Below are 20,266 nucleotides of genomic sequence, written 5' to 3' on the forward strand. Positions count from 1 at the left end.
TTCCATTATTACCCTCTAAATTAGAAAAGTCTACCGTAGACCTTAGCCTTTCATCGTGGAACAACCACGAAGAAGCTGATATAATCGAATGGAATGGAATGGAGATGATGACATGGCTAAAAAGAGAAATTCGTCTTTCGCTGCTCCTGCGGCTCAGGACAAACCTGCTACGTTAAAGGATCTGTTGAGTCAGGACGTGCTGAACAAGCTTAAGGCTCAAGCCAATGAAGCGCAAGCAGAACAGGACAAGCGTAAAGAAGACGAACGGCAACGTGCCCTCGAAGCAAAAAAAGCTGAACAAAAGAAGCTGGACAACAACTTTGAACACCTGTTGAATAACAGCGATTTGGACTGGCACAAATATAAATAAGCCAAAACCATTGCGGTTTTGGCCTATCTTTACACTTTATGTTATAGCCAGTCACGAATATGTTGTACTGAATACAGCACCCCTACCCAAACCGGCAGACTGAACGCCATACCCCATATGAGACCTTTAGCCAGTTTTTTGTCTACCTCCATCATGATCCTGCCCCTTTCCTTGGGAATAGCAGCAGTATGGGTCAAGAATACGGCTTTCAAACCCGTATTTCCTTATCCCCAGCAAAAAAGGTATGATAGTAAATGGAAAAGTGTTCTGCGCTGTCCCCAAACTATAAATTAGGATGTTACACCATCCAACCTTTCAGGAGGAATATTAATGAACCGAAAATCGATACGCCCATGGTACACATTGTGCCTGCTAGCCATCATGCTCGTGCTGGTTGCCGGATGTGGCACAAAAGCGGCCGATGTGGAAGCCGCAAGCCGGACAAGCACTACAACGCCCGCTGCAACTAAAGACAAAAGCAAGACTGTTTCACATCCAGTTGTCACGATTGTCATGAACGATGGCAAGAAAATCAAGCTTGAGCTGTATCCGGAAGTAGCACCGAACACGGTTAACAATTTCATCTCCTTGGTGCAAAAGGGAGCTTATAACGGTACCATTTTCCACCGCGTCATCCCAGGCTTTATGATTCAGGGTGGTGATCCGCAAGGTAACGGTACAGGCGGCCCCGGCTACAGTATCAAAGGGGAATTCAAGAGCAACGGCGTTAACAATACACTCAAACATACACGTGGCGTATTATCCATGGCCCGCTCGGCGGATCTGGATTCGGCCGGATCGCAATTTTTTATCATGGTTGCCGATGCGGACTACCTCGACGGTCAATATGCCGCTTTTGGTAAAGTAACGTCCGGAATGGACGTGGTCGACGCTATCGTCAACTCCAAACGGGATAGCAATGACAAACCTACCAAACCAGCTACAATGAAAAAAGTTACTGTAGATACGCTGGGTAAAAAATATCCAGAACCCGTCAAAGTAAAATAACCTGTCTTTCAAAACGGGATAACAGCAACGACCTTGTGCATACGCATGAGGTCGTTGTTGCTTATCCCCTGATGCTTTCTAAGCTGCTGGCTCTGTGATGTAGTAAGAGTATATACACAAAAGGAAGCGTTTTCAATCATTATTTTTAAAGTATTTTACTGTTAAATGGGTCTGTCAGCGTTCGACAAAAAAGATACTAAATGAGCCGTAAAGTCGTCTAATTGGATTTGGTCTCGACTGAACGGATACCTTCCATCTCTTGCAGCAGTGACAACAATTCCTCCACTCCCTCTGACCGGGACAGCTTTAGAAGCATATGAACCATCAACTGCTCACCGTTATTGATACGCTCGGCGTGAAAGCTGTGAATGGTCAGCTTTTTGTTCTCCAGCAGTTCTTTAATTTGATTCAGTACGCCCGGCTCATTTTCAACCTGAACAACTACTTGCCGTGTGGACGGGGTAGCCATCTGATAAAAACGACTATGGAGCAAGGACTGAGCCGCCAAAATAAACAGCGTTACACCCGCGCCAAGCCCATACATTCCTGCACCGACAGCAATACCAATCCCGGCGGTAGTCCAGATGCCCGCAGCGGTGGTAAGCCCTTTGATTCTATTTTTTTGTGTAAAAATCATTCCTGCGCCGATAAAGCCGACTCCACTTATAACCTGTGCTGCTATTCTGGAAGGGTCCAGCGACAGGTTGGACCATACAGTCTGATCCTGAAAACCGTATTTGGATACCACCATCATAAGTGACGCCCCGATCCCGACAATGAAATGTGTGCGAATGCCGGCCTCCTTCATCCGACTTTTGCGTTCATAGCCGATTAACGCGCCGCACAATCCGGCAAACATGACCCGAATCAGGTAATCCCAATCCCACATACCTTTTTCACTCCACTATTGTTTAAGTTATGAAAAGATGTTGCCTTAATATATATAATTCATGATGCTCCGGCAAATGAGCCGTTATACAGCTGTTATTTTGTTATTACCCAAATTTTAAGGAACCTTCACTTCATGTTCGGGAAGATTGCGATGTGCCTTTCTCCCCTTGAGTAGCCACAGCTCTGGTGTATCCTGTACACCGTCTATACGCATACTAAATGCCCTTGATGGTAAATTGCGTATACGGAGCAATAGACGGTTTCCGTCTGCTGCTGCATCCACAAGCTCTAGCAGTGTTAGTGAATCATTTGTTAACTTGCGGTTCAAAGCGCGAGTTGAATCTGCGTTGTCCTCACGGCTCCAAATACGCAGCTCATCTAAAGACGGCGTAGTAATTCGCTTGCTGAAAGAAATAACCACCTCATCTTCGGCTGAACGTTCCGCCCTAAGAGGTACTGGAGGATCATCGTACATGTAGCCTCCCAGATGGTATTCATAGGCAGTCCAGGCGGTATAGTCGCCCTCCAGGGCGGTAGCCCCGAACTGTCGCGTCCACTTGCGGTTCCGAACCATCCGCGCAAGTGAACCGATATCCGCCTGCACTCCGAGGGACAGGTCCGGATAAGCGGCGCGTATGGACTGCGCGATGCGAGCATAGCCGCGAATATACTGTGGCGGCAGACGGCGGCGCATCCAGTCCGGCCAATGGGTCTGGAGTACGTGCATATCCGGAGCTACGCTCCCGATCATGGCTACCGCATCCAGGCCCTGCCATTCCCGCAGCTGACCGGGAATATCGCCACGCCCGCTCACAGCGAGCGACCATGTCGCCACACAGATGTCCGGCCGGGCATCACGCACACCGCCTGCGCCGTTCACCAGCTCACAGATAAGCCCATTCACGGCGTCCACACGCAGATCGACCCACTGCGCGTACAGCTTCGGGACCTTCCGGTAGTAATTCCGCGCATGCTTATCGCGGAAATTTGGAATGTCCTCACCGCAGCGTGCACGGAAGGCACGCTGTGCATGTGGTCCAATATCCCCGTACACTCCACTGCGCAGCCCGTTCCATTCGGGGAAATAAGGCTCCGCCACCTCAAAGCCGTCAAACGGAATATCGGTGACGAGCCGGGCAGCGGCTTTCTTTTTCCATTCCACATATTCGTGAGCAAAATGCGAAAGCCGCTGAAAGCCGTCGTTGGGCTCGCGCAGCAACTCCATACGCCATTCCTTCCACGCTGGCGGCAGCTGGGACACGCCAAAAGAACCGTTGCCCAGCACCATCGCCCACACCGCGATGCCTCTGCGCTGAAAAGCAGCAACAAGCGCTCCATCCACTTCATTTTCACGTACAACAAAATAATGCACGGTCTGGTAGCCCGCAAGGGCGATCTCATCCGCTATGCTATCCCGCGACCGATTGGCGTAATAGGGAAACAACGGATCAATTTGAATACTGGGACCGTTCAGAGCCCATGGTTTCATTTTTCCGATTTGTGCTATAGAGTCTGTCGATTCGGATCGCTCATCTCTCTTATTGTCCAATTCGATCCACCTCCGTCACTCACGTTTTTCCGATACTTGCTCAGAATCTACAGGTTTGGGCTATATGTTCCTACTGGTTCGCCTATGTTACCATATTTCGCAAATGGGGTGAAATGCAGCAGCTACTGTTTCATCATTAGCGTTCAGAGGTATTGGAATAACGAGTCAGGTTTAGCTTATGAACGGAATGGGAGGAATAGTCAATGGCAGAGCAGAGATTGCAAGGAAAAATAGCAGTGATCAGTGGTGGAGGTTCAGGAATCGGCAAGGCAACCGCAATTCGTTTTGCAGAACAAGGCGCCAAGGTGGTCATGCTGGATCGGACACCTGAGCATGCAGAGGAGACCCAAGCAATCATTGAGCAGGCTGGCGGTGAAGCACTTGTGCTGGAATGTGATATTTCCAAGCCAGACATGATTCAGCAGGGGTTCGCTAAAGTCGCTGAGACATACGGAAAGCTGGATATCGTATTCGCCAACGCAGGCATTAATGGCACCATGGCCCCTATTGAGACCATGGAGCTGGAAGAATGGGACCGCACGATGAACATTAATCTACGCGGCACCTTCGCTACCGTTAAATATGCCGTTCCATACCTGAAGGAACGCGGCGGCAGCATTATCATCACCAGCTCCATCAACGGTAACCGAACCTTTTCGGGTATTGGGTTCTCAGCTTACGCTTCCACCAAAGCGGCGCAGGTTGCTTTTATGAAAATGGCAGCGCTGGAACTGGCACGTTACAAAATTCGGGTTAACGCGATATGCCCAGGAGCCATCGACACGAAAATTGATGATAACACATACCCTACCGAAGACTTGAAGAAGGTACAAATTCCAGTCGAATTTCCGAAGGGCGGAGAGCATCCGCTGGAGGATGCTCCCGGTGAGCCAGAGCAGGTCGCCAATCTGGTTCTGTTTCTCGCCTCAGATGAATCATCCCATGTATCAGGTACAGAGATCTATGTAGACGGAGCAGAATCGCTGCTGCGCTAAGCATAAAGGGGATCGTTGTCCCCATATAAACTACTGTTTAGGCATTCCTAGCAGCCTTATCCCAAGTCATTACTAGTGGAAAAGGCTGCTTTTGCATGACTTGTGCATCGTTTCACAACAATTCTATAGCGCCCTGTCAGCACCATGCACAGCTCCTTTGCGAAGGCGGACATACAATCTCCCTCCTGGTAGCACCTCAAACAACAACATCAGAAGAGAAAAGAACAGCAGTGCAATGGCCTCTTCTGCCAAAATATAAACAGGGTATGGTCCCAAAACATCCAGTATCGATGGTGTCGACGGCTTTCCGGTCAGAAACATGTAGTTGGCACCGAGAGCACGGTCTACAATCCACACCATCAACGCCAAGCCATTGAGAAATAGCATAACTTTCCCTACACCCTTCCACGTCGGTCGGAGCCCTGCGATCCAGGTCATATATAGGGCAGCCAAAATAATAGCACTATGAGCTACGAAAAAATGGATAAAACGATAGTGAGGAAAGGCATAAGCCAAATTAGGCGTGAGTACGGCTTGAAGCGCTCCTCCAATTCCGGCAAAAAGGACCACCGGGTATAACCAGCGGCTGCGGAAAATAAGCATGAGGATGGACAACAGCAGTGTCACACTGCACAGCTCTAAGGGCAATGATGTCTGGACATCCCAAATATGCTGTGCCACATACCATATATTCAAAGTCACCTCTGAGAGAACGAGGACCGTAATTAATAGCCAGCGAATTCCCTCACTTACAGGCTTATTCGACCGAATCCAGCCCCGCGTTAGCCACAGCAGCACAGCGCATACAATGAGTCCCAATATAGCCAAACCATGTGACGGAGTAAAAGCCTCGAACCCTTCCGGCGCGTACGCATCGAACCAAGACCCTGACCATAGCCAGTCCATAGAAAGCCCCCTTCGATCTCTTTCTTTTTTCGCACCTTCTATTTTATACCAAATAGTCGAATATGTTCTAGCCATCTTTCTTGCTTGTTCAATACCTTAACCTTTATGATAAAAGATATTATATTCAAAGGAGAACACTCATGCCGATTAATCGCCGACTAATTACAGATCAGGATTTCAGCGAGGCACTGGAACGTCATCTTCGTATCCGGGTATTTCAAGATGACCAATTGATTGGCTCAGGCGGGACTATAATCCGTTTTGACGATCAAACCATCGTTGTGCAGTCTAGCGTCAGTGATCTGGCTTACCATCCCAGAAAACAATGTGAGTTTTTTGAAATTAAAAAATAGCCACCACGCACCGGAGAACCCGTTTGCTTCGTTTTCCGGTGTGTAGCGGCTAAGTTTTATGGGTATTCGTCATATCTTACATGACGGTTTTAGTTATAGTTGATTCCACGTGTTTTCATCATGAGTTTATTCGTAAGCACTTTCAAGTCCTCGGAAGAGGATGAAATTTCCTGCATAATAGCCGTCTCCTCATGAGCAGCCGTATAAATTTTGTGAGCACCTTCAGAGAATGCCCCTGACATTTGCTGAATACGATGAATCTGCTCAAAGGTTTGATCCACCCGATTCGTCTGCTCTGTTACGGCTTCTTCCATAGTACGAATGCTTTCGACAAATTCACGTACAATAGCGTTCAAACGGTTCAGTGTCTGATCGACAGAGCTTGTCCGTTCCGCCTCAGCACTGACCAAAGACGTTTGCTGATGCATCAACTCCACGGTCTCTACGATTTGTGACTGTACACGGCTAACGATAGCATTAATTTGCTGTACAGACTCCGTACTTTGGGCGGCAAGTGCGCGAATTTGGTGCGCCACTACAGCAAAGCCGTTCCCTTCTTCTCCCGCACGTGCCGCTTCTATGGAAGCATTCAGCGCCAACAGATGGGTTTGTTCGGCAATATCCTTCACGGTGCTTGTAATCGCTTCAATTTGTGAAGCTTCTTTTTCCAGTCGTGCAATCACCTGCTGCGAACGACTATGTGAAGCTGTCAGCTCTCCCATTCCATCCATCAGGGATGAAAATACAGTCTGCGTCGAATCCACTGAATGCTCCATATGGCCTGACAATTCCAGCATATGTCCCGATTTGTTACGCATCATTTTAAAATCGCCCAGCATTCGATCCGCTGTTTTAATTGATTGGGCAGATGCTTGCTTTTGCTGCTCCACGCCATCCAAAATATCTTCTACCACCGTAGACATGGACTCGATTTGCGCCGTAGCTTGTACAATAGCCAAGCTCAGATTTTCTGCACTTTGCGAAGTTGTTCTGGTGCTATACGAGATCTCATTGAACATATCTTTAATGTTCAGCATCAGATGCCGAAATGCATCGTACAACACTTTGATTTCATCATCTGAACGGCGCTCTGGAATTACGACAGACAGGTTGCCCGACGAAGCTTCCTCTGCCGCCTTGGCCAATCTAACAATTGGCCGTGTAAGTAATTTTGAGATCAACCAGCCCAAAATGCCACTCCACAGGACACCCAATAACAAAATGATCGAGGTGTATACCCATTCCTGTGTACCATGAGCAAGCCAGTCCTTGAGTACAAAAATAAAAAAAGCGCTTGTTCCATAGGTTATTGCTGAAATTGAGACAAATGCAGTAACCATTTTCGTACCTAGTGACATCTTCATGTACTGTAGCCCACCCCAAAAACTCAAATTTGATTCCATTTTACCATAAAATTGCTACATTTCTAGTAGTATTTTTCACAGACACCTATATTTATAAGCATAAAGATCCAGAGCCTTAAGTCTCCTGACCTAACTACAAAAACAACATGCTATTCAGGCAGCAAACTGCGTCAAAAAAAGTGGACGAATCGCGCTGCCGCTTACGTTGCAGGCCATTCGTCACATCTAAATCGATCTATTTCTTTGTAATTTCATTTTCCATCATTGAGAATAACTGTCATCCTTTTGTTTAACAACTGCCTTTTTAACCGCTTCAATTGTGTCTATTTGGTGACTGTTTTTTTCCAGTACAGTAAACTCCCATAATCCGCTGGTCAGCTTGTCTCCTTGCTGGATATCAAAACGTTCTGAAAGCATCCAACCGCCAATCGTATATACGTCCCCGGCCTCAATATCTGTCTCCAAGCGCCGATTGACCTCATGGATAAGCGCCTGTGATTTGAGTATGTAACGATGATCATCTGTTTTTGTAATGAGTGGTGTTAGCGCTGCGGGGGTTTCGGTATCCGTATAGGAAGGAATGTCTCCAACAATCTCTTCCATAATGTCCTCTAGGGTGACAAGCCCAGACGTGCCACCATATTCATCCACCAGCACCGCTACTGGAATACGTCGTTTTTGCATCTGAATCAGCAGATCCCGAGCCTGTACCGTCTCAATCACCTGAAGTACCGGATGAATGTAAGAAGCCATCGTTGTATTTCCTGTGCTATGCCCACGGGCCAAATCATGCAGAGCTTCCTTAACGCGAATCATCCCGATAATACGATCCCGGTCCCCATGTTCAGCTACAGGCAGAAAATTGTAGACCTTGTCCTCGATCAGCTCCATAAACTCGGATACCGTTGCCTGATGAGAGATGGAACGGATGTGGATGCGTGGTACCATAATTTCTTGCGCCGCACGGTCATCAAAATCAAATACATTATTCAGGTATCGATATTCTGTCGGTGTAATTTCACCACTACGAAAGCCTTCAGATAACGCTAGTCGAAGCTCAGCTTCACTGAGTGCTGCATCTTCTTCAGATACCTTTTTCAGCCCAAAAAGCCCCGTAATAACACGTGAAGAACGACTGAGCACCCAATTCAGGGGATACGTTATTTTATAGAATACCGTAATCGGACGGGCAAAAAACAATGCCATCGGTTCGGCAATTTGTATGGCAAAGGTTTTGGGTACCAGTTCCCCAACGACCACCTCGAAATAGGTCAAAATCAGAAACGCCAGCAAAAAGGAGAGTACTCCCGTTAGTCCAGCCGGAATATGCGCCAACACAAACAGGGGATGTAGCAGCTTCTCAACTGTAGATTCCCCTAACCAGCCTAGCGCCATTGAAGTTAGTGTTGTACCAAGCTGACAAGCGGATAAGTACTCATCAAGCCGAGACAGAATATTTTTAACGGCTTTCGCGTTTTTATTGCCCTCTGAGGCCAATTGATTGATACGAGATACCCGCACACGAATAATGGAATACTCTGAGGCCACAAAAAAAGCAGTTAAGGTGATAAGTAAAATAACTAGAATGATATTTATCGTTTCCATAGCCCTCTCTTACTCCGTTGATGACGAAGCAAGAAGCACCCCCTTTGACATTCATTTTTGGATGGAATCATAACAAGAGTAATGATGTCCATAATCGTGTATTACCCAAAAATGACAAGGATGTAGACTATGTACGACTTGGTTAACGAATCGCCAGTGGACTCTTTTGCACAATATCTATCCATTGATCAGCTATCAACTGATGCCCAACCGCTGTCGGATGAACCCCGTCATGCAGCCAATAGGAGGCGTCCGCTTTGGTAGCAGCTTCGTTCAACATGCTCTGGAGCGGCACAAATACGGCCCCATATTTGTCGGCAAGTTGACGTACAATACGCTGGTAGCCCGTTATTTTTTCTTGCCAAATGTCCCAGCGCGCCTCGGTAGCTCCCGTTTTCAAAATAAACGGCTCACACAGCACCAGCCCGGTATCAGGCATCACTTCACGTGTCTCCTCCAGCAGGTGGCAATAGGCTCGTTCAAATCGGTCCGTCACCCCGGACGGCTCCTGCTCCACAATCCGCCAGGCATCGTTCACTCCGATTAGAATACTCAGCAAGTTCGGCTGTAGACTAAACGTGTCTTCATTCCAACGTGCATACAAATCCGAAACCCGATCCCCCGAAACTCCCCGGTTGACAAATTCCGGCTGTGTATCAGCCAGTCGACTCCCAAGTGCCCCAGCGATCAGATACACATAGCTCTGACCCAGCCAATGGTTCGCGTCCTCATTCCGTCCCCTTCCTCCGTCTGTAATGGAATCTCCTTGAAAAAGAATACGTGTGTGTCCTGTACTCGACATTTCGATTGTCCTCCTCGTAATTTCCAATAATACCCTTATCATACCTCGTATTTTCCGAATTGGAAAGCGGTTTCAGGAATTGGGAGAGTTATAGCCACTATGCAGATGGAATGGTGCTTTCCATTGCTTGTACAGCACCATTCCACCTACTCCGTTTTTATATTGATTTTTCGATTTCAGACCGCTCGGTACTTACACACCTCGCGAAAATTACAACCCCCGCATACTCTGCGAGAAGGCATCGGCGTAAAAAAAGACTCGGGCTTGGGTCGATTATAGTAATCGTCATCAAGGCAGGACTTCATTTCCTCGATGTAACGTCCTACATTGCCAACTACCTTGTCGATATCCTCTGGTGTGGGGCGATATACTTCATGCTCTCCTGTCATCAAATACTCCACACGTACCTCGATCTTCTCCAAAGGAAGCTGATAGTGCTCCTGTACATAGGAAGCATACAAAAAAAGTTGGTCGGAAAAATCGCCTTCCTTACCTGTTTTCCAATCCACGATGACCATGTCTCCATTGTCTCTACGGTAGAGCAAATCCATTTTGACATATACTTTCGTCTCATGAAGGAGCATCGTATCCCACTTCTCCACTTCTACAATTCGGGCCTTTCCCTGTTGCAGTTCACGCCAAACCGCAGTACGGTACAAATTGTGTACCACCGCGTGCTGTCGCTCCTTAATCCGGGCAATCCGTTCCGGAAGCACTTCATCGTCGTAATAAATCTCTGCCAGCATAACCCGATTTTTGGGATCTTGTAGCCATAGCTCACGGTGTAATGATTCCTTGTAGCTGTCATTCAACATGTTCTTCATAGCTGTCTCCAGAAATGCTGTGCGCGGGACAGCCCCTTTTTCCATCCACCCGCGTATGACCGATTCACACATTTGGTGCGTAATATTCCCGAATAAAATATATAAGTTGCTCAGTTGCTTAAGCCGATACAACGTAACTTGCTCTTCAGTGCCCTGTGCCGAATTCCAGCCGTTATGCGAGCCGTAATAATGATAATAGTATTTGCGTAAGCATTCGTCGAACGTTTGGGCCCTCGATTGTGAATAGGACCAGGACGGATATATTGCCATGACAGGCCCTCCTTCATTAGAACTTCCATCTCTTTATTATAACGCATGCCTAAGCTGTATCGGTCATAAAAACGACAAAAGACTTTAACCCATAGGTTAAAGTCTTTGACTGACTAGTTAGTATTCTCGCTACGAGTCCGTTCAGCATTGATCAATTCACTTACATTAACAGCACCATCCTCACGGACGTTGACTACGAGTACTGGAGTTCCCAGCATTCCGCTGATCCACTCCTTGTAATCATCCACATGATCATTGGGAAGAATCGTCAAGATCACACCAGCAAAGCCACCACCATGTACCCTGCATGCGCTATTATCAATTGATTTTAAATACATTTCCGTTAAAGCCAGGGCAACCGATACGTCTTGTTCCCGATCAACCCCACTTCTATATACATTCTGTAGCCATTTCCATGAAGAATTACCGGATTCGGTAATAAGCTTTAAGAAATCAGAAAAGCGCCCTTCCTCCAGCGATTTCACCTGCTCATCCACACGCTTATTTTCTTCAAAAAAATGCAAAGCACGAAGCACTGCCCGATCCCCAGCTTTTTCCCTGACCATCTTGAGATTGTCATACAGATTCTCAGGCGATAAGTCACGGCAAACCGAAGCGCCCAAAGACTGAGCCACTGCACGCATTTCGTTCGGCACCGCTGCGTAATCATCGGTTAAATCAGCATGATTTCCACCTGTATTTACAATAACCAGGGAGTAGCCGTTTTGTTCAAAATTCCAATGGACTGGATTGATGATCGGTTCCTTGGGATTTTCAAAATCAATGGAAATCAAACCACCATATGCGCAAGCCATCTGATCGAGCAGCCCTGAAGGCTTGTTCCAATAGACGTTTTCCGCATACTGACCAATTTTGGATTTAGCAACAGTATCTAACGCTCCCTCGTTATAAAAATGATTTAATATCGTGCATATCAACATTTCAAACGAAGCGGAAGAGCTTAATCCTGAAGCAGAGAATACATTACTTGATATATAAGCTTGGAAGCCTCCGATGCGATACCCGAATTCAAGCAAACCAGCTGCAATACCACGGATCAGCAACATCGTACCGTCATCCTCCGGTTTTGGCGCCAAGTCGTTTAAATCAATGACGTATTTCGTTTTGTAGCCTTCAGAAAAGAATGTTATAACGGATTCCTCTACTTTAGCAGCTACAGCGATCGTATCAAGTGTAATACTGCCTGCCAGCACCTTCCCGTGGTTGTGGTCTGTATGATTCCCTCCAATTTCGCAGCGCCCCGGAGCACTAAACAATTCAATATCCCCTACACCAAAATGCTCCTGATACGCCTGTATAAGTGATTGATATCGAGAGGTTTGCTCGGAAATTTGTTGTTGGCCGTACATCCGTGCGAGAACAATCTGTCCCTCGCTAGAATTCAATAGCTCCATATCTTTCATCGTATATCCCCCTACTTGTATGTCTGTTTCCACGCAGAATGATGCTTTAATTATCTCAATTTTCCGTGTGTAAAAGTATGGCACAATTTTAATCTGTAAGCGCTTATTTTAATCGCTTTTATGAGCATTTTACCAATATAACTAAAAAAGAACCAGCCCCTAATCGGGGCTGGTTCCTGTATTTACACCTGATTCATTCCATACACTAACCGTTAAGAAGAAGAATGGTGTTCTGGATTTCTTTTTTAATCGCGTTTCAGCACATATTCTCCAGCATTGTTACGAGTTACAGTAGCGCCAAGTGCCTCTGCAACAGATTTGAAAGGAACATACAATGTGCCATATTCATCCGTATATGGAGCTTGCGGCAACGTCAATGTGCTTCCTTCCAGTACAGCCTGCTTGGAGCCACTTTTTAGCTTAATCGTCTTACCAGTAATATCATCAATTACAGTTGTTTGTTTGGCAGCCGCATCCCATTTTAATTCTGAGCTCAATTCGCCTGTCAGTTCACGCAATGGGATGAAAGCCGTACCTCCACGATTCTCCAATACGTAGTAATCGTCTTTAGGATCGAAAATTGTTTCTACTTTTGTAATTTCCAAATCATTTTTTAAAATGTTGTAGATCGGAGAATTCGCTTCAAAATTGCGCAGTGTCGCTCCCGGTGTTAATTCAGCTTGTGCATTCAAGTCAATAACGCCGTTAGAAAGATCTACTTTATCGGCCGTTACACTACCATTGACGTTCCAGGATTGGGTCTCGGTCAGAACGGTAAAGGACTTCACCGGAAGATCGTCTACATCTGGCAATGCAACTGTCAGGTCTGTCAGCGCTTTGCGAACATTTCCTTTTTCATCAAAATACATGTCGCTTTTCAGCACAGTGTTTGCACTCAGAACTGTTTTGATTTCAGGTGCCTCTGCATACATAGTGCTGACTCCTACATCATACTGTGCCACAGCCAGGTCCAAATACTTTTTAACCTCAGTATAAGCCTCGTTGACCAGCTTTTCTTTGTTTTCATTCAGTTCTGTTGTTACTTTATCACTACCCTCAATAGCTATGCTGGAAGCGATAGTTTTAGTCATATCAATAGCTTGACCGATCAATTCTTTTAACCCAGCTTCATCCTTGGCCAGATTCGCCAGGAATGGTTTTACCAATGCAACCAGCTCATCACCGCGCAGTTCTGTATGGAGACGAGTCAGTTTCACCTTGTCTTTTTCACCGTATACTTCTTCGGTTACAGACGTTGCAGAAATGGTCGAAGGGTTAGGGGCATGCTTGAGCATAAGTGCAGCGGCTGTTTTGGTCAGATCTCTCACGTCTTTGGAATATACATACGGATCAAACCCGGCAGGCAGACCACTCAAACTCTCTTGCGAGTTCAAAGATATGTAATAAGGTTTTTTGGCACCTTCCAGATGAATAGCCATACCTTGGCGATCCAAAGCAAGCTCAAATGGCAAATTATACTTATCAATATGCAAAGTACCCTTGGCGGAAGCAACTTCCTCCGATTGTACCTTGGCTTCATCTACAGTCACCGAAATCGAATTAATCAAATCTATGATTTGTTGATCTCCTTGCGTGATACCTTCTTTTGGAGTCAACTTAAGAGAAATTTTCTCCGTTGACTGCTGGGATTTCACATCAAGTGTTCCCAATAAATTTTTACTTACATCAAATCCGCCTACTGCCTGGCAACCTGTCAAAGCTACCATTAACAGAATAAGAGGGACGGCAATCCATTTTTTTATATTCATATTAATCCCCTTTCAAGATATTTCCGTTATCTCTTCTATTATCTCAGTGTTGATACGCATTGTAAATGAGTAGAATGGAAAATAGAGCTAGTTATTTAGGATCAATTTTCAGCCTGAAGCATCCGGTAAGCCAGAAGTGCCATTTCCAGACAGCGACGTTTGTCAGAGTCTGCCAAATTCCCTTCTACGATTTCATTAATTTTATCTAGTCGATTATAAAGAGTCTGCCTATGAATATACAAAATTCCGGCGGTATCACGCTTGGAGCCATGGCATTGAAAGTAGGCATCCAGCGTATCCAGAAGCTGCATATGATGCTCACGATCATGCGCAATCAACTCACCCAAATGGTCCTGTACAAATTCTTGTAGAAAAGGAATTCGAGGCACCGCCTTCAACAATTGATAGATTCCGATGCTGTCGTAAAATAGCCGATCCTTCATGACCGGAACGCTTCGCGCGACTTCAATGACCTGATATGCCTCTTCAAAACTGCGGTCCGTCCCTGTCATGCGGTGCCTTACCTTACCAAAGCCTGCATGAATGCGCACTTTATCAAGCTGTCCTGCGGCATAGTTCTGAATATATTGAACCGTATGGGCCAGCACTTTTTTCATCTGCGCTATGGAACGCAGCGTTAATTCCTCCTTTGCACAAAGGATGTAGCATTGACTTCCCTTCATCATCAACAGATTGTGCAACGCTTCTTTTTTCAACAGAGAACGAAGCAGCACTAATACATCCTGATTGATGGATTCCTTGCGCACCTGACTTGCGTCTTTGTCTTGATGCTCTACCTCGATAACCCCTGCCCAAAATAAATACCGACCCTTCGTTAACAATCGCAGTCCCATCCGGGTCTGGGCCTGTTCTTCATTGGGAAGCTGGCCGTTCAATACATCCTGAATCAGTTCATTTTGATTACGTAGCAATCGGTCTTCAAGAAACTGTGTTCTCAGTACCAATGTAGCAGCCGCCTTGGCTGTGTAATCAATGAGCAGCGACATTTCTTCCGTCGGCATTTCATTATGCAGTACTACACCTACAGCGGAAAACACCTGACCGAAGCATACAACAGGCTGAAACAAGACGGCAGTGGATTCATTCAGGTGAAACAGCAGGTGTCCTTCACGATCGGCAGTCATACTTGTTTCCACTTCATGGGCATAAAAATCTGCAATATGGTCTGCCACATCCGGCTGGACGGAGGGCACGAATCGGTTGGTATCAATGGAGGACATGTAGATGACCTGCCGGGCAGCATAGTCATGAAGCACACGCAAGAGGGCGTTCATATCGGTACTGCGTAGGGTTTCCTGCTGAAGCTGACGTGAAAATCGCTCCAGATCTTTTAATAGTTCATGATGTCGGTTAATAAGTAGAGAGTGAATATCTTGTGTAATTTCAACAAAACGCACCGGCTGCTCAAATACGATGACCGGGAAGTGATGCTGTTCCGCCAACTCCAGTATTTCAGGGGGGATCTCATAGATGCTCGTGCCTAGCTCCACACACAATCCCGCGGCTTCCGAGCGGATCAGCTGCTCCATATACTCGGCGCGCTCTTCCCCCTTCCGGATTAACCACAGGCCGGTCGTCAAAATCAGGTCATGACGGCTCACAAAGGGGGATACATTTGTGATTTCTAGCACATGAACCCAACCCACACGGCGGTTTACGCCCTGTTCCCCCGCTGCCAGGTTCGCCCGCCGGAAAACAGGACGTTCCAGCACATCCGCAATGGTAAATGTTTTTTTACCTTTCATCGGCATTCTCCTTATGTGTATGTTTCTATGTCATTTTATATGACATATATTCATCAAAAAGTCGAGCCTTTAAGTCAGATAATCCGACAAAATGTATGATGCGAAGGAGTCGCTCCCCTTGTAAACTGTACCTAATCTAACACGAATTGCATTTATCGGCTTGAGTCCATGTAACTAATCAGCAGACTGCATACAAATGATAGTGCCATTTTCTGCACTCGTTTGGTCGCATCCAACAGTAAAACATAGCAGGCATAGCTGCCCTAGAACAATGCTTGGCCGTTGGATAACACGATCAACAAACATTGATTCTGCAGCGTAGCTGCCCTAAAAACAATCATTTGCTGTTGGATAACAATTATTTTTAGGAGAGGTGAGACGAATGAGAATTGGGATTCCGAAAGAGATTAAAAACAATGAAAATCGTGTCGCTCTGACACCTGCGGGTGCTGCTCAAATGATTCAACACGGACATCAAGTGTTTGTAGAAAGCCATGCAGGGGTTGAAAGCGGCTTTACAGACGGAGATTATGCCACTGCGGGTGCAACCCTTGTACAGCAAGCTGCGGATGTATGGTCCCAGACGGATCTGATTATCAAAGTAAAAGAGCCGCTCCCCTCTGAATACGGGTATTTTCGGCCAGGTTTGATTTTGTTCACCTATCTGCATCTGGCTGCCGAGCCCGCACTGGCTCGGGCTTTAACAGACAACGGCGTAGCCGCCATTTCCTATGAGACGCTAGATGTGGAAGGAAGCCTGCCGCTACTTACCCCCATGAGCGAGGTTGCAGGTCGAATGGCTGTACAAATCGGAGCACAGCTGTTGGAAAAACCAAAAGGCGGTAAAGGCATCCTACTGGCAGGTGTGCCGGGGGTCAAACGCGGTAAAGTGACTATTATTGGCGGAGGGGTGGTCGGCACCAATGCTGCCAAGGTCGCTATCGGTCTCGGGGCAGATGTGACACTAATCGATCTGAGCCTGCCAAGATTGCGCCAACTGGACGATATTTTTGGCAATCAGCTTCATACGCTGGTATCCACCCCCTCCAACATTGCGGACGCCGTGGCGCAAAGTGATTTGCTGATCGGTGCTGTCCTGATTACCGGTGCCAAAGCCCCGCGGCTTGTCACAGAGGCCATGGTGCAGACGATGCAACCCGGTTCAGTGATCGTCGATGTCGCCATTGACCAAGGTGGCATTGTTGAGACGATTGACCACATCACGACACATGATCAGCCAACCTATGTAAAGCATGGCGTCATTCACTATGCAGTGGCGAACATGCCAGGCGCGGTACCGCAAACCTCTACGCTCGCTCTGACCAACGCGACGCTCCCCTTTGCTCTCCAACTTGCAGATCTTGGTGTGCAAGAGGCGCTTCGCAGAAGCAAGCCGCTGCTTAGCGGTGCCAATGTCCTGAATGGACATATCACCTACGAAACAGTCGCCCGTGATCTGGGGTATCCTTATGTTCCTGTGGAACAGGCATGGCAGACCAAAACCTTACAATAGAAAAAAGCAGCACAAAGAACCACACACTTTTCCCAGTAGGGATTGAAGTGTATGGTTCTTTGTATGCTAACTGCATATAACATATTTAACCGCATTTAGATGGCTTCTGACGAAAGGAACGTTTGGAGACGCCGATAAATATCCGTGATTTCTTCCAACGACATGCGCACCAGTCCACTAGACGAAGGTGCCACAAATTCATGCATTTCGGGGATTAGCGGTTCAGGCTGGAATCCCCAATCCGCTTTGGATTTTTTACTATATTCGGTGTACACGCCTTTGCCGACAAAGCAAGCGACCTTCGGGCGGTATTCCATTAGCTTTGCATGCAGCTTCAGACGTCCTTCAGCGTATTCCTCACGGGTAATGTCCTCCACTCCCCTGGTGGGACGGGAAACAATGTTTGTAAAACCGAAACCCAGTTTCAACAGCTCCCGATCTTCCGATGGATCGTATAAGCGAGGCGTCAAGCCGGCCCCCTCCAGTATGCGCCAAAAGCGGTTGCGCGGATTAGCGTAATGATGTCCTACCTCTCCTGATTTCAAGCTGGGATTAAAGCCGATAAATACAACGGATAATCCATAGTCGAGATGATCATCTACCTCGTGTAGTTCTGTCTCTGGTTCTGTCATCGGGCCCCTCCTTCCTCAAACCATATCCAGCGGCTGCTTCCTCGTTGGCGGAGGAAAAGCTTCGTCTATTTGTTGAAGTTGTTCAGGGGTGAGCTGAATGCTCGCCGCCGCTGCATTTTCTCGTACATGCGATTCTTGTACCGCCTTGGGAATTGCCCATACATCACCGTCCCGTATGACCCATGCGAGTGCGATTTGCGATGGAGTTACTCCGTGGCTGGCAGCAATGTCTACCATAACAGGATGGTCCAGCAGTCCTCGACGCAGGCGTCCCCCTTGAGCAATCGGGCAATAGGCCATTACAGGTACTCCATGCGTACGGCTCCAAGGAAGCAGATCATATTCGATACCTCGCGAAGCCGCGTGATACAGCACTTGGTTGACAGCACAGGCTTCGCCATTACTCAGGCCCCATAGCTCCTCCATATCGGACTTGTCCAGATTGGACACGCCCCAGCTACGGATTTTGCCTTGCTCACGCAGTTTTTCCATGCCTTGTATTGTTTCTTGCAGTGGAATATTTCCGCGCCAATGCAGCAGATACATATCCACGTATTCGGTTCCCATTCGGGTTAGGCTCGCTTCGCAGGCTTGAGCCAATCCTTGACGGTCCGCATGATGAGGGTAGGCTTTGCTGACGAGATACACATTATCCCGGCGGCCCCGAATGGCCTCCCCGACGATCTCTTCTGCGCCGCCCTCCGCATACATTTCAGCCGTGTCCACCAGCATCATACCCAGCTCGAAGCCAAGTTGAAGCGCACGCACCTCCTCCTGCCGAAGTGAGGCTTTTTCGCCCATATTCCACGTCCCCTGCCCGATGAGTGGTACTTCACGACCGTCCGTCCATGTAATCGCACTTTTCTTATGTTGACTCAACTACATTCCCTCCTTAGGAGCCTGGTGTCACAGGCTTGTCAAATACATGACTCTGCGTCCAGTGCTGACCGCCATCCGAGGTGGTATATAGAATCGGGGCCTGCTCTGAATCCGAGAAAATAGCCCAGCCTTCCTTGGCATTGGCCATCCCGATTTGCTGATTGCCATAACCCTCAAAGCCTTGCTTGCCATTGTTCCACGTCTTGCCACCGTCAGTTGTCCAACCAATCGTATTAGGCTTGTCGCACGGTGCACAATAGCCTCCCATCAATGCGGTACTGCTGTTAACTGCATAGAGCATACCTGGTGCCGTCCCTTCATTTTTGGGAACCTGATTGTCTTGCTGGCCAATACCCGGTGCCGGACCGCCGCCAGCGGTGGAATTTGCCAGTACAGTGCGCCAGCTTTGTCCACTATCAGCCGTATGCCAAAGCGAATACGACGTCTGATTCATCCCCGTGTCTCCAACCAGCTCAATCCATGCGTTGCCCCGTTCTACCGAACGAATAGTTACTCCGTTCAGAGGCCCTTCGGTTGTTCGTGACATGACAGGGGTCCAATTTTGGCCCCCGTTAACGGTGTGTAAAATCTGGAATGAGCGTTCTGTGCTCTGAGTTACCGCCCAGCCGTTTTGCCGATCATGATAATATGGCTGTCCTACTATGTGGCTAGGTACGGGGAGCGAAGACCAGCTTTGTCCACCATCTTTGGTATATTGATTGCCACTGAATCCTTCCTTGGATGATACAAAGTGTAAAAAGCCCGCCTGTCCTTGCTCAGGCACAGTCCCGACAGCTTCCCAACGCTTGCCGCCATCGAGAGTTGCCAGCAGTGAACCGCTATCTTCCATAACAGCCCAGGCCTGCTGTCCATTCAAGGCAAAAATCTGTTGAACCGTACCTTTTCCTTGATACTGCACATTCCAAGCTGAACCGACTGAACCGGATGGAGCCGCATCTGTTCGGGCAATCCATCCATTACCGCCGATCCAGCCGGATTGGCCGTCGATTAATCGCAGCGCGGTAATATTGTCCATGCGGACGTTCGCTATACTAGCATCTGTCGTTGCTTGCCCTCCTGTCTCCACTGCTTTGTCAGTGCTGGACGGAGATGTGCTATTTTTACCGTCAGAAGTAGTCTGCTGTTCCGGTGTATCCACAGTGGCTCCCGAACCATTGACTTGTGACGCTGCAGAATCCTTTGGTTTGTTCTGAGCTGTTTGTCCTGTTTGTGAATTTGATTCACACCCCGCTGCTACTAGGGCTACGGCGAGCAAAAGCACCCAAACCGATGTTTTTTTCTTCATTTTGTTCATCCCCTTATGTTGTTGATATACTTGCTGCGCG

18 protein-coding genes are annotated in these 20,266 nt (G+C 47.4%); 5 read left to right on the forward strand and 13 right to left on the reverse strand.

Annotation, left to right across the window (positions count from 1 at the left end):
* Positions 1-112: 112 nt before the first annotated feature.
* A complete protein-coding gene (locus KSP24_RS10265) occupies positions 113-370 on the forward strand; it encodes a YqkE family protein (protein ID WP_013369713.1) in 258 nt (85 codons plus the stop codon).
* Positions 371-700: 330 nt separating this feature from the next.
* Positions 701-1,378, forward strand: a complete 678-nt coding sequence (locus tag KSP24_RS10270; protein WP_013369710.1) for a peptidylprolyl isomerase — start codon at positions 701-703, stop codon at positions 1,376-1,378.
* A gap of 217 nt (positions 1,379-1,595) precedes the next feature.
* On the opposite strand, the gene KSP24_RS10275 is transcribed toward KSP24_RS10270, so the two are convergent.
* Positions 1,596-2,267 carry an MgtC/SapB family protein gene (locus KSP24_RS10275; RefSeq protein WP_025678842.1) on the reverse strand — a complete coding sequence of 224 codons (672 nt, stop codon included), beginning with the start codon at positions 2,265-2,267 and terminating at the stop codon, positions 1,596-1,598.
* Between the two features lie 117 nt (positions 2,268-2,384).
* A complete protein-coding gene (locus KSP24_RS10280; RefSeq protein WP_216975061.1) occupies positions 2,385-3,818 on the reverse strand; it encodes an N-acyl-D-glucosamine 2-epimerase in 1,434 nt (477 codons plus the stop codon).
* Between the two features lie 203 nt (positions 3,819-4,021).
* On the opposite strand from KSP24_RS10280, the gene KSP24_RS10285 reads away from it, so the two are divergent.
* Positions 4,022-4,813, forward strand: a complete 792-nt coding sequence (locus KSP24_RS10285) for an SDR family oxidoreductase (RefSeq protein WP_216975062.1) — start codon at positions 4,022-4,024, stop codon at positions 4,811-4,813.
* Between the two features lie 123 nt (positions 4,814-4,936).
* Here KSP24_RS10285 and KSP24_RS10290 read toward each other — a convergent pair whose 3' ends face one another.
* Positions 4,937-5,719 (reverse strand): YwaF family protein, encoded by a 783-nt coding sequence (locus tag KSP24_RS10290; protein WP_064962449.1) that lies wholly within the window; start codon positions 5,717-5,719, stop codon positions 4,937-4,939.
* Positions 5,720-5,859: 140 nt separating this feature from the next.
* Between KSP24_RS10290 and KSP24_RS10295 the strand changes: the two genes are divergently transcribed.
* On the forward strand, positions 5,860-6,072 hold the full coding sequence (locus KSP24_RS10295) for a hypothetical protein (protein WP_025675499.1): 213 nt from the start codon (positions 5,860-5,862) through the stop codon (positions 6,070-6,072).
* An 89-nt stretch (positions 6,073-6,161) separates the two neighbouring features.
* On the opposite strand, the gene KSP24_RS10300 is transcribed toward KSP24_RS10295, so the two are convergent.
* From KSP24_RS10300 to KSP24_RS10330, 7 genes are all read right to left on the reverse strand, one after another.
* On the reverse strand, positions 6,162-7,436 hold the full coding sequence (locus KSP24_RS10300; protein WP_025675498.1) for a methyl-accepting chemotaxis protein: 1,275 nt from the start codon (positions 7,434-7,436) through the stop codon (positions 6,162-6,164).
* Between the two features lie 261 nt (positions 7,437-7,697).
* The gene (locus KSP24_RS10305) at positions 7,698-9,041 is read right to left on the reverse strand and encodes a hemolysin family protein (protein WP_216975063.1); all 1,344 of its coding nucleotides are present in this window, start codon (positions 9,039-9,041) and stop codon (positions 7,698-7,700) included.
* Between the two features lie 142 nt (positions 9,042-9,183).
* Complete coding sequence (locus tag KSP24_RS10310) at positions 9,184-9,843, reverse strand: SGNH/GDSL hydrolase family protein (protein WP_040101980.1); 660 nt, start codon at positions 9,841-9,843, stop codon at positions 9,184-9,186.
* A gap of 176 nt (positions 9,844-10,019) precedes the next feature.
* Complete coding sequence (locus KSP24_RS10315) at positions 10,020-10,937, reverse strand: PD-(D/E)XK nuclease family protein (RefSeq protein WP_216975064.1); 918 nt, start codon at positions 10,935-10,937, stop codon at positions 10,020-10,022.
* A 113-nt stretch (positions 10,938-11,050) separates the two neighbouring features.
* Positions 11,051-12,361: a galactokinase gene (locus KSP24_RS10320; RefSeq protein ID WP_216975065.1), complete on the reverse strand. Its 1,311-nt coding sequence runs from the start codon at positions 12,359-12,361 to the stop codon at positions 11,051-11,053.
* Between the two features lie 245 nt (positions 12,362-12,606).
* Entirely contained in the window at positions 12,607-14,130 is a 1,524-nt protein-coding gene (locus KSP24_RS10325) for a copper amine oxidase N-terminal domain-containing protein (protein ID WP_013369695.1), read from the reverse strand.
* Between the two features lie 101 nt (positions 14,131-14,231).
* The gene (locus tag KSP24_RS10330) at positions 14,232-15,896 is read right to left on the reverse strand and encodes a PucR family transcriptional regulator (protein ID WP_216975066.1); all 1,665 of its coding nucleotides are present in this window, start codon (positions 15,894-15,896) and stop codon (positions 14,232-14,234) included.
* Between the two features lie 382 nt (positions 15,897-16,278).
* Between KSP24_RS10330 and ald the strand changes: the two genes are divergently transcribed.
* Positions 16,279-17,409: an alanine dehydrogenase gene (gene ald / locus KSP24_RS10335; protein ID WP_216975067.1), complete on the forward strand. Its 1,131-nt coding sequence runs from the start codon at positions 16,279-16,281 to the stop codon at positions 17,407-17,409.
* Positions 17,410-17,504: 95 nt separating this feature from the next.
* On the opposite strand, the gene KSP24_RS10340 is transcribed toward ald, so the two are convergent.
* From KSP24_RS10340 to KSP24_RS10350, 3 genes are read right to left on the reverse strand one after another with little or no spacing between them, the layout of a single operon-like run.
* Complete coding sequence (locus KSP24_RS10340) at positions 17,505-18,041, reverse strand: mismatch-specific DNA-glycosylase (RefSeq protein ID WP_216975068.1); 537 nt, start codon at positions 18,039-18,041, stop codon at positions 17,505-17,507.
* A gap of 15 nt (positions 18,042-18,056) precedes the next feature.
* Complete coding sequence (locus tag KSP24_RS10345; RefSeq protein WP_216975069.1) at positions 18,057-18,920, reverse strand: aldo/keto reductase; 864 nt, start codon at positions 18,918-18,920, stop codon at positions 18,057-18,059.
* A 13-nt stretch (positions 18,921-18,933) separates the two neighbouring features.
* Positions 18,934-20,226 carry a WD40/YVTN/BNR-like repeat-containing protein gene (locus KSP24_RS10350; RefSeq protein ID WP_216975070.1) on the reverse strand — a complete coding sequence of 431 codons (1,293 nt, stop codon included), beginning with the start codon at positions 20,224-20,226 and terminating at the stop codon, positions 18,934-18,936.
* Between the last annotated feature and the right edge of the window lie 40 nt (positions 20,227-20,266).

The sequence above is a fragment of the Paenibacillus sp. AK121 genome (assembly GCF_019042715.1).
In the GTDB taxonomy this organism is placed as follows: Bacteria; Bacillota; Bacilli; order Paenibacillales; family Paenibacillaceae; genus Paenibacillus; species Paenibacillus polymyxa_C.

Excerpts from the sequence above, each read along its gene's own strand:
- KSP24_RS10265 (WP_013369713.1), top strand. The coding sequence starts at position 113 with ATGGCTAAAAAGAGAAATTCGTCTTTCGCTGCTCCTGCGGCTCAGGAC.
- KSP24_RS10270 (WP_013369710.1), top strand. The coding sequence starts at position 701 with ATGAACCGAAAATCGATACGCCCATGGTACACATTGTGCCTGCTAGCC.
- KSP24_RS10275 (WP_025678842.1), bottom strand. The coding sequence starts at position 2,267 with ATGTGGGATTGGGATTACCTGATTCGGGTCATGTTTGCCGGATTGTGC.
- KSP24_RS10285 (WP_216975062.1), top strand. The coding sequence starts at position 4,022 with ATGGCAGAGCAGAGATTGCAAGGAAAAATAGCAGTGATCAGTGGTGGA.
- KSP24_RS10290 (WP_064962449.1), bottom strand. The coding sequence starts at position 5,719 with ATGGACTGGCTATGGTCAGGGTCTTGGTTCGATGCGTACGCGCCGGAA.
- KSP24_RS10295 (WP_025675499.1), top strand. The coding sequence starts at position 5,860 with ATGCCGATTAATCGCCGACTAATTACAGATCAGGATTTCAGCGAGGCA.
- KSP24_RS10300 (WP_025675498.1), bottom strand. The coding sequence starts at position 7,436 with ATGAAGATGTCACTAGGTACGAAAATGGTTACTGCATTTGTCTCAATT.
- KSP24_RS10305 (WP_216975063.1), bottom strand. The coding sequence starts at position 9,041 with ATGGAAACGATAAATATCATTCTAGTTATTTTACTTATCACCTTAACT.
- KSP24_RS10310 (WP_040101980.1), bottom strand. The coding sequence starts at position 9,843 with ATGTCGAGTACAGGACACACACGTATTCTTTTTCAAGGAGATTCCATT.
- KSP24_RS10315 (WP_216975064.1), bottom strand. The coding sequence starts at position 10,937 with ATGGCAATATATCCGTCCTGGTCCTATTCACAATCGAGGGCCCAAACG.
- KSP24_RS10320 (WP_216975065.1), bottom strand. The coding sequence starts at position 12,361 with ATGAAAGATATGGAGCTATTGAATTCTAGCGAGGGACAGATTGTTCTC.
- KSP24_RS10325 (WP_013369695.1), bottom strand. The coding sequence starts at position 14,130 with ATGAATATAAAAAAATGGATTGCCGTCCCTCTTATTCTGTTAATGGTA.
- KSP24_RS10330 (WP_216975066.1), bottom strand. The coding sequence starts at position 15,896 with ATGAAAGGTAAAAAAACATTTACCATTGCGGATGTGCTGGAACGTCCT.
- ald (WP_216975067.1), top strand. The coding sequence starts at position 16,279 with ATGAGAATTGGGATTCCGAAAGAGATTAAAAACAATGAAAATCGTGTC.
- KSP24_RS10340 (WP_216975068.1), bottom strand. The coding sequence starts at position 18,041 with ATGACAGAACCAGAGACAGAACTACACGAGGTAGATGATCATCTCGAC.
- KSP24_RS10350 (WP_216975070.1), bottom strand. The coding sequence starts at position 20,226 with ATGAAGAAAAAAACATCGGTTTGGGTGCTTTTGCTCGCCGTAGCCCTA.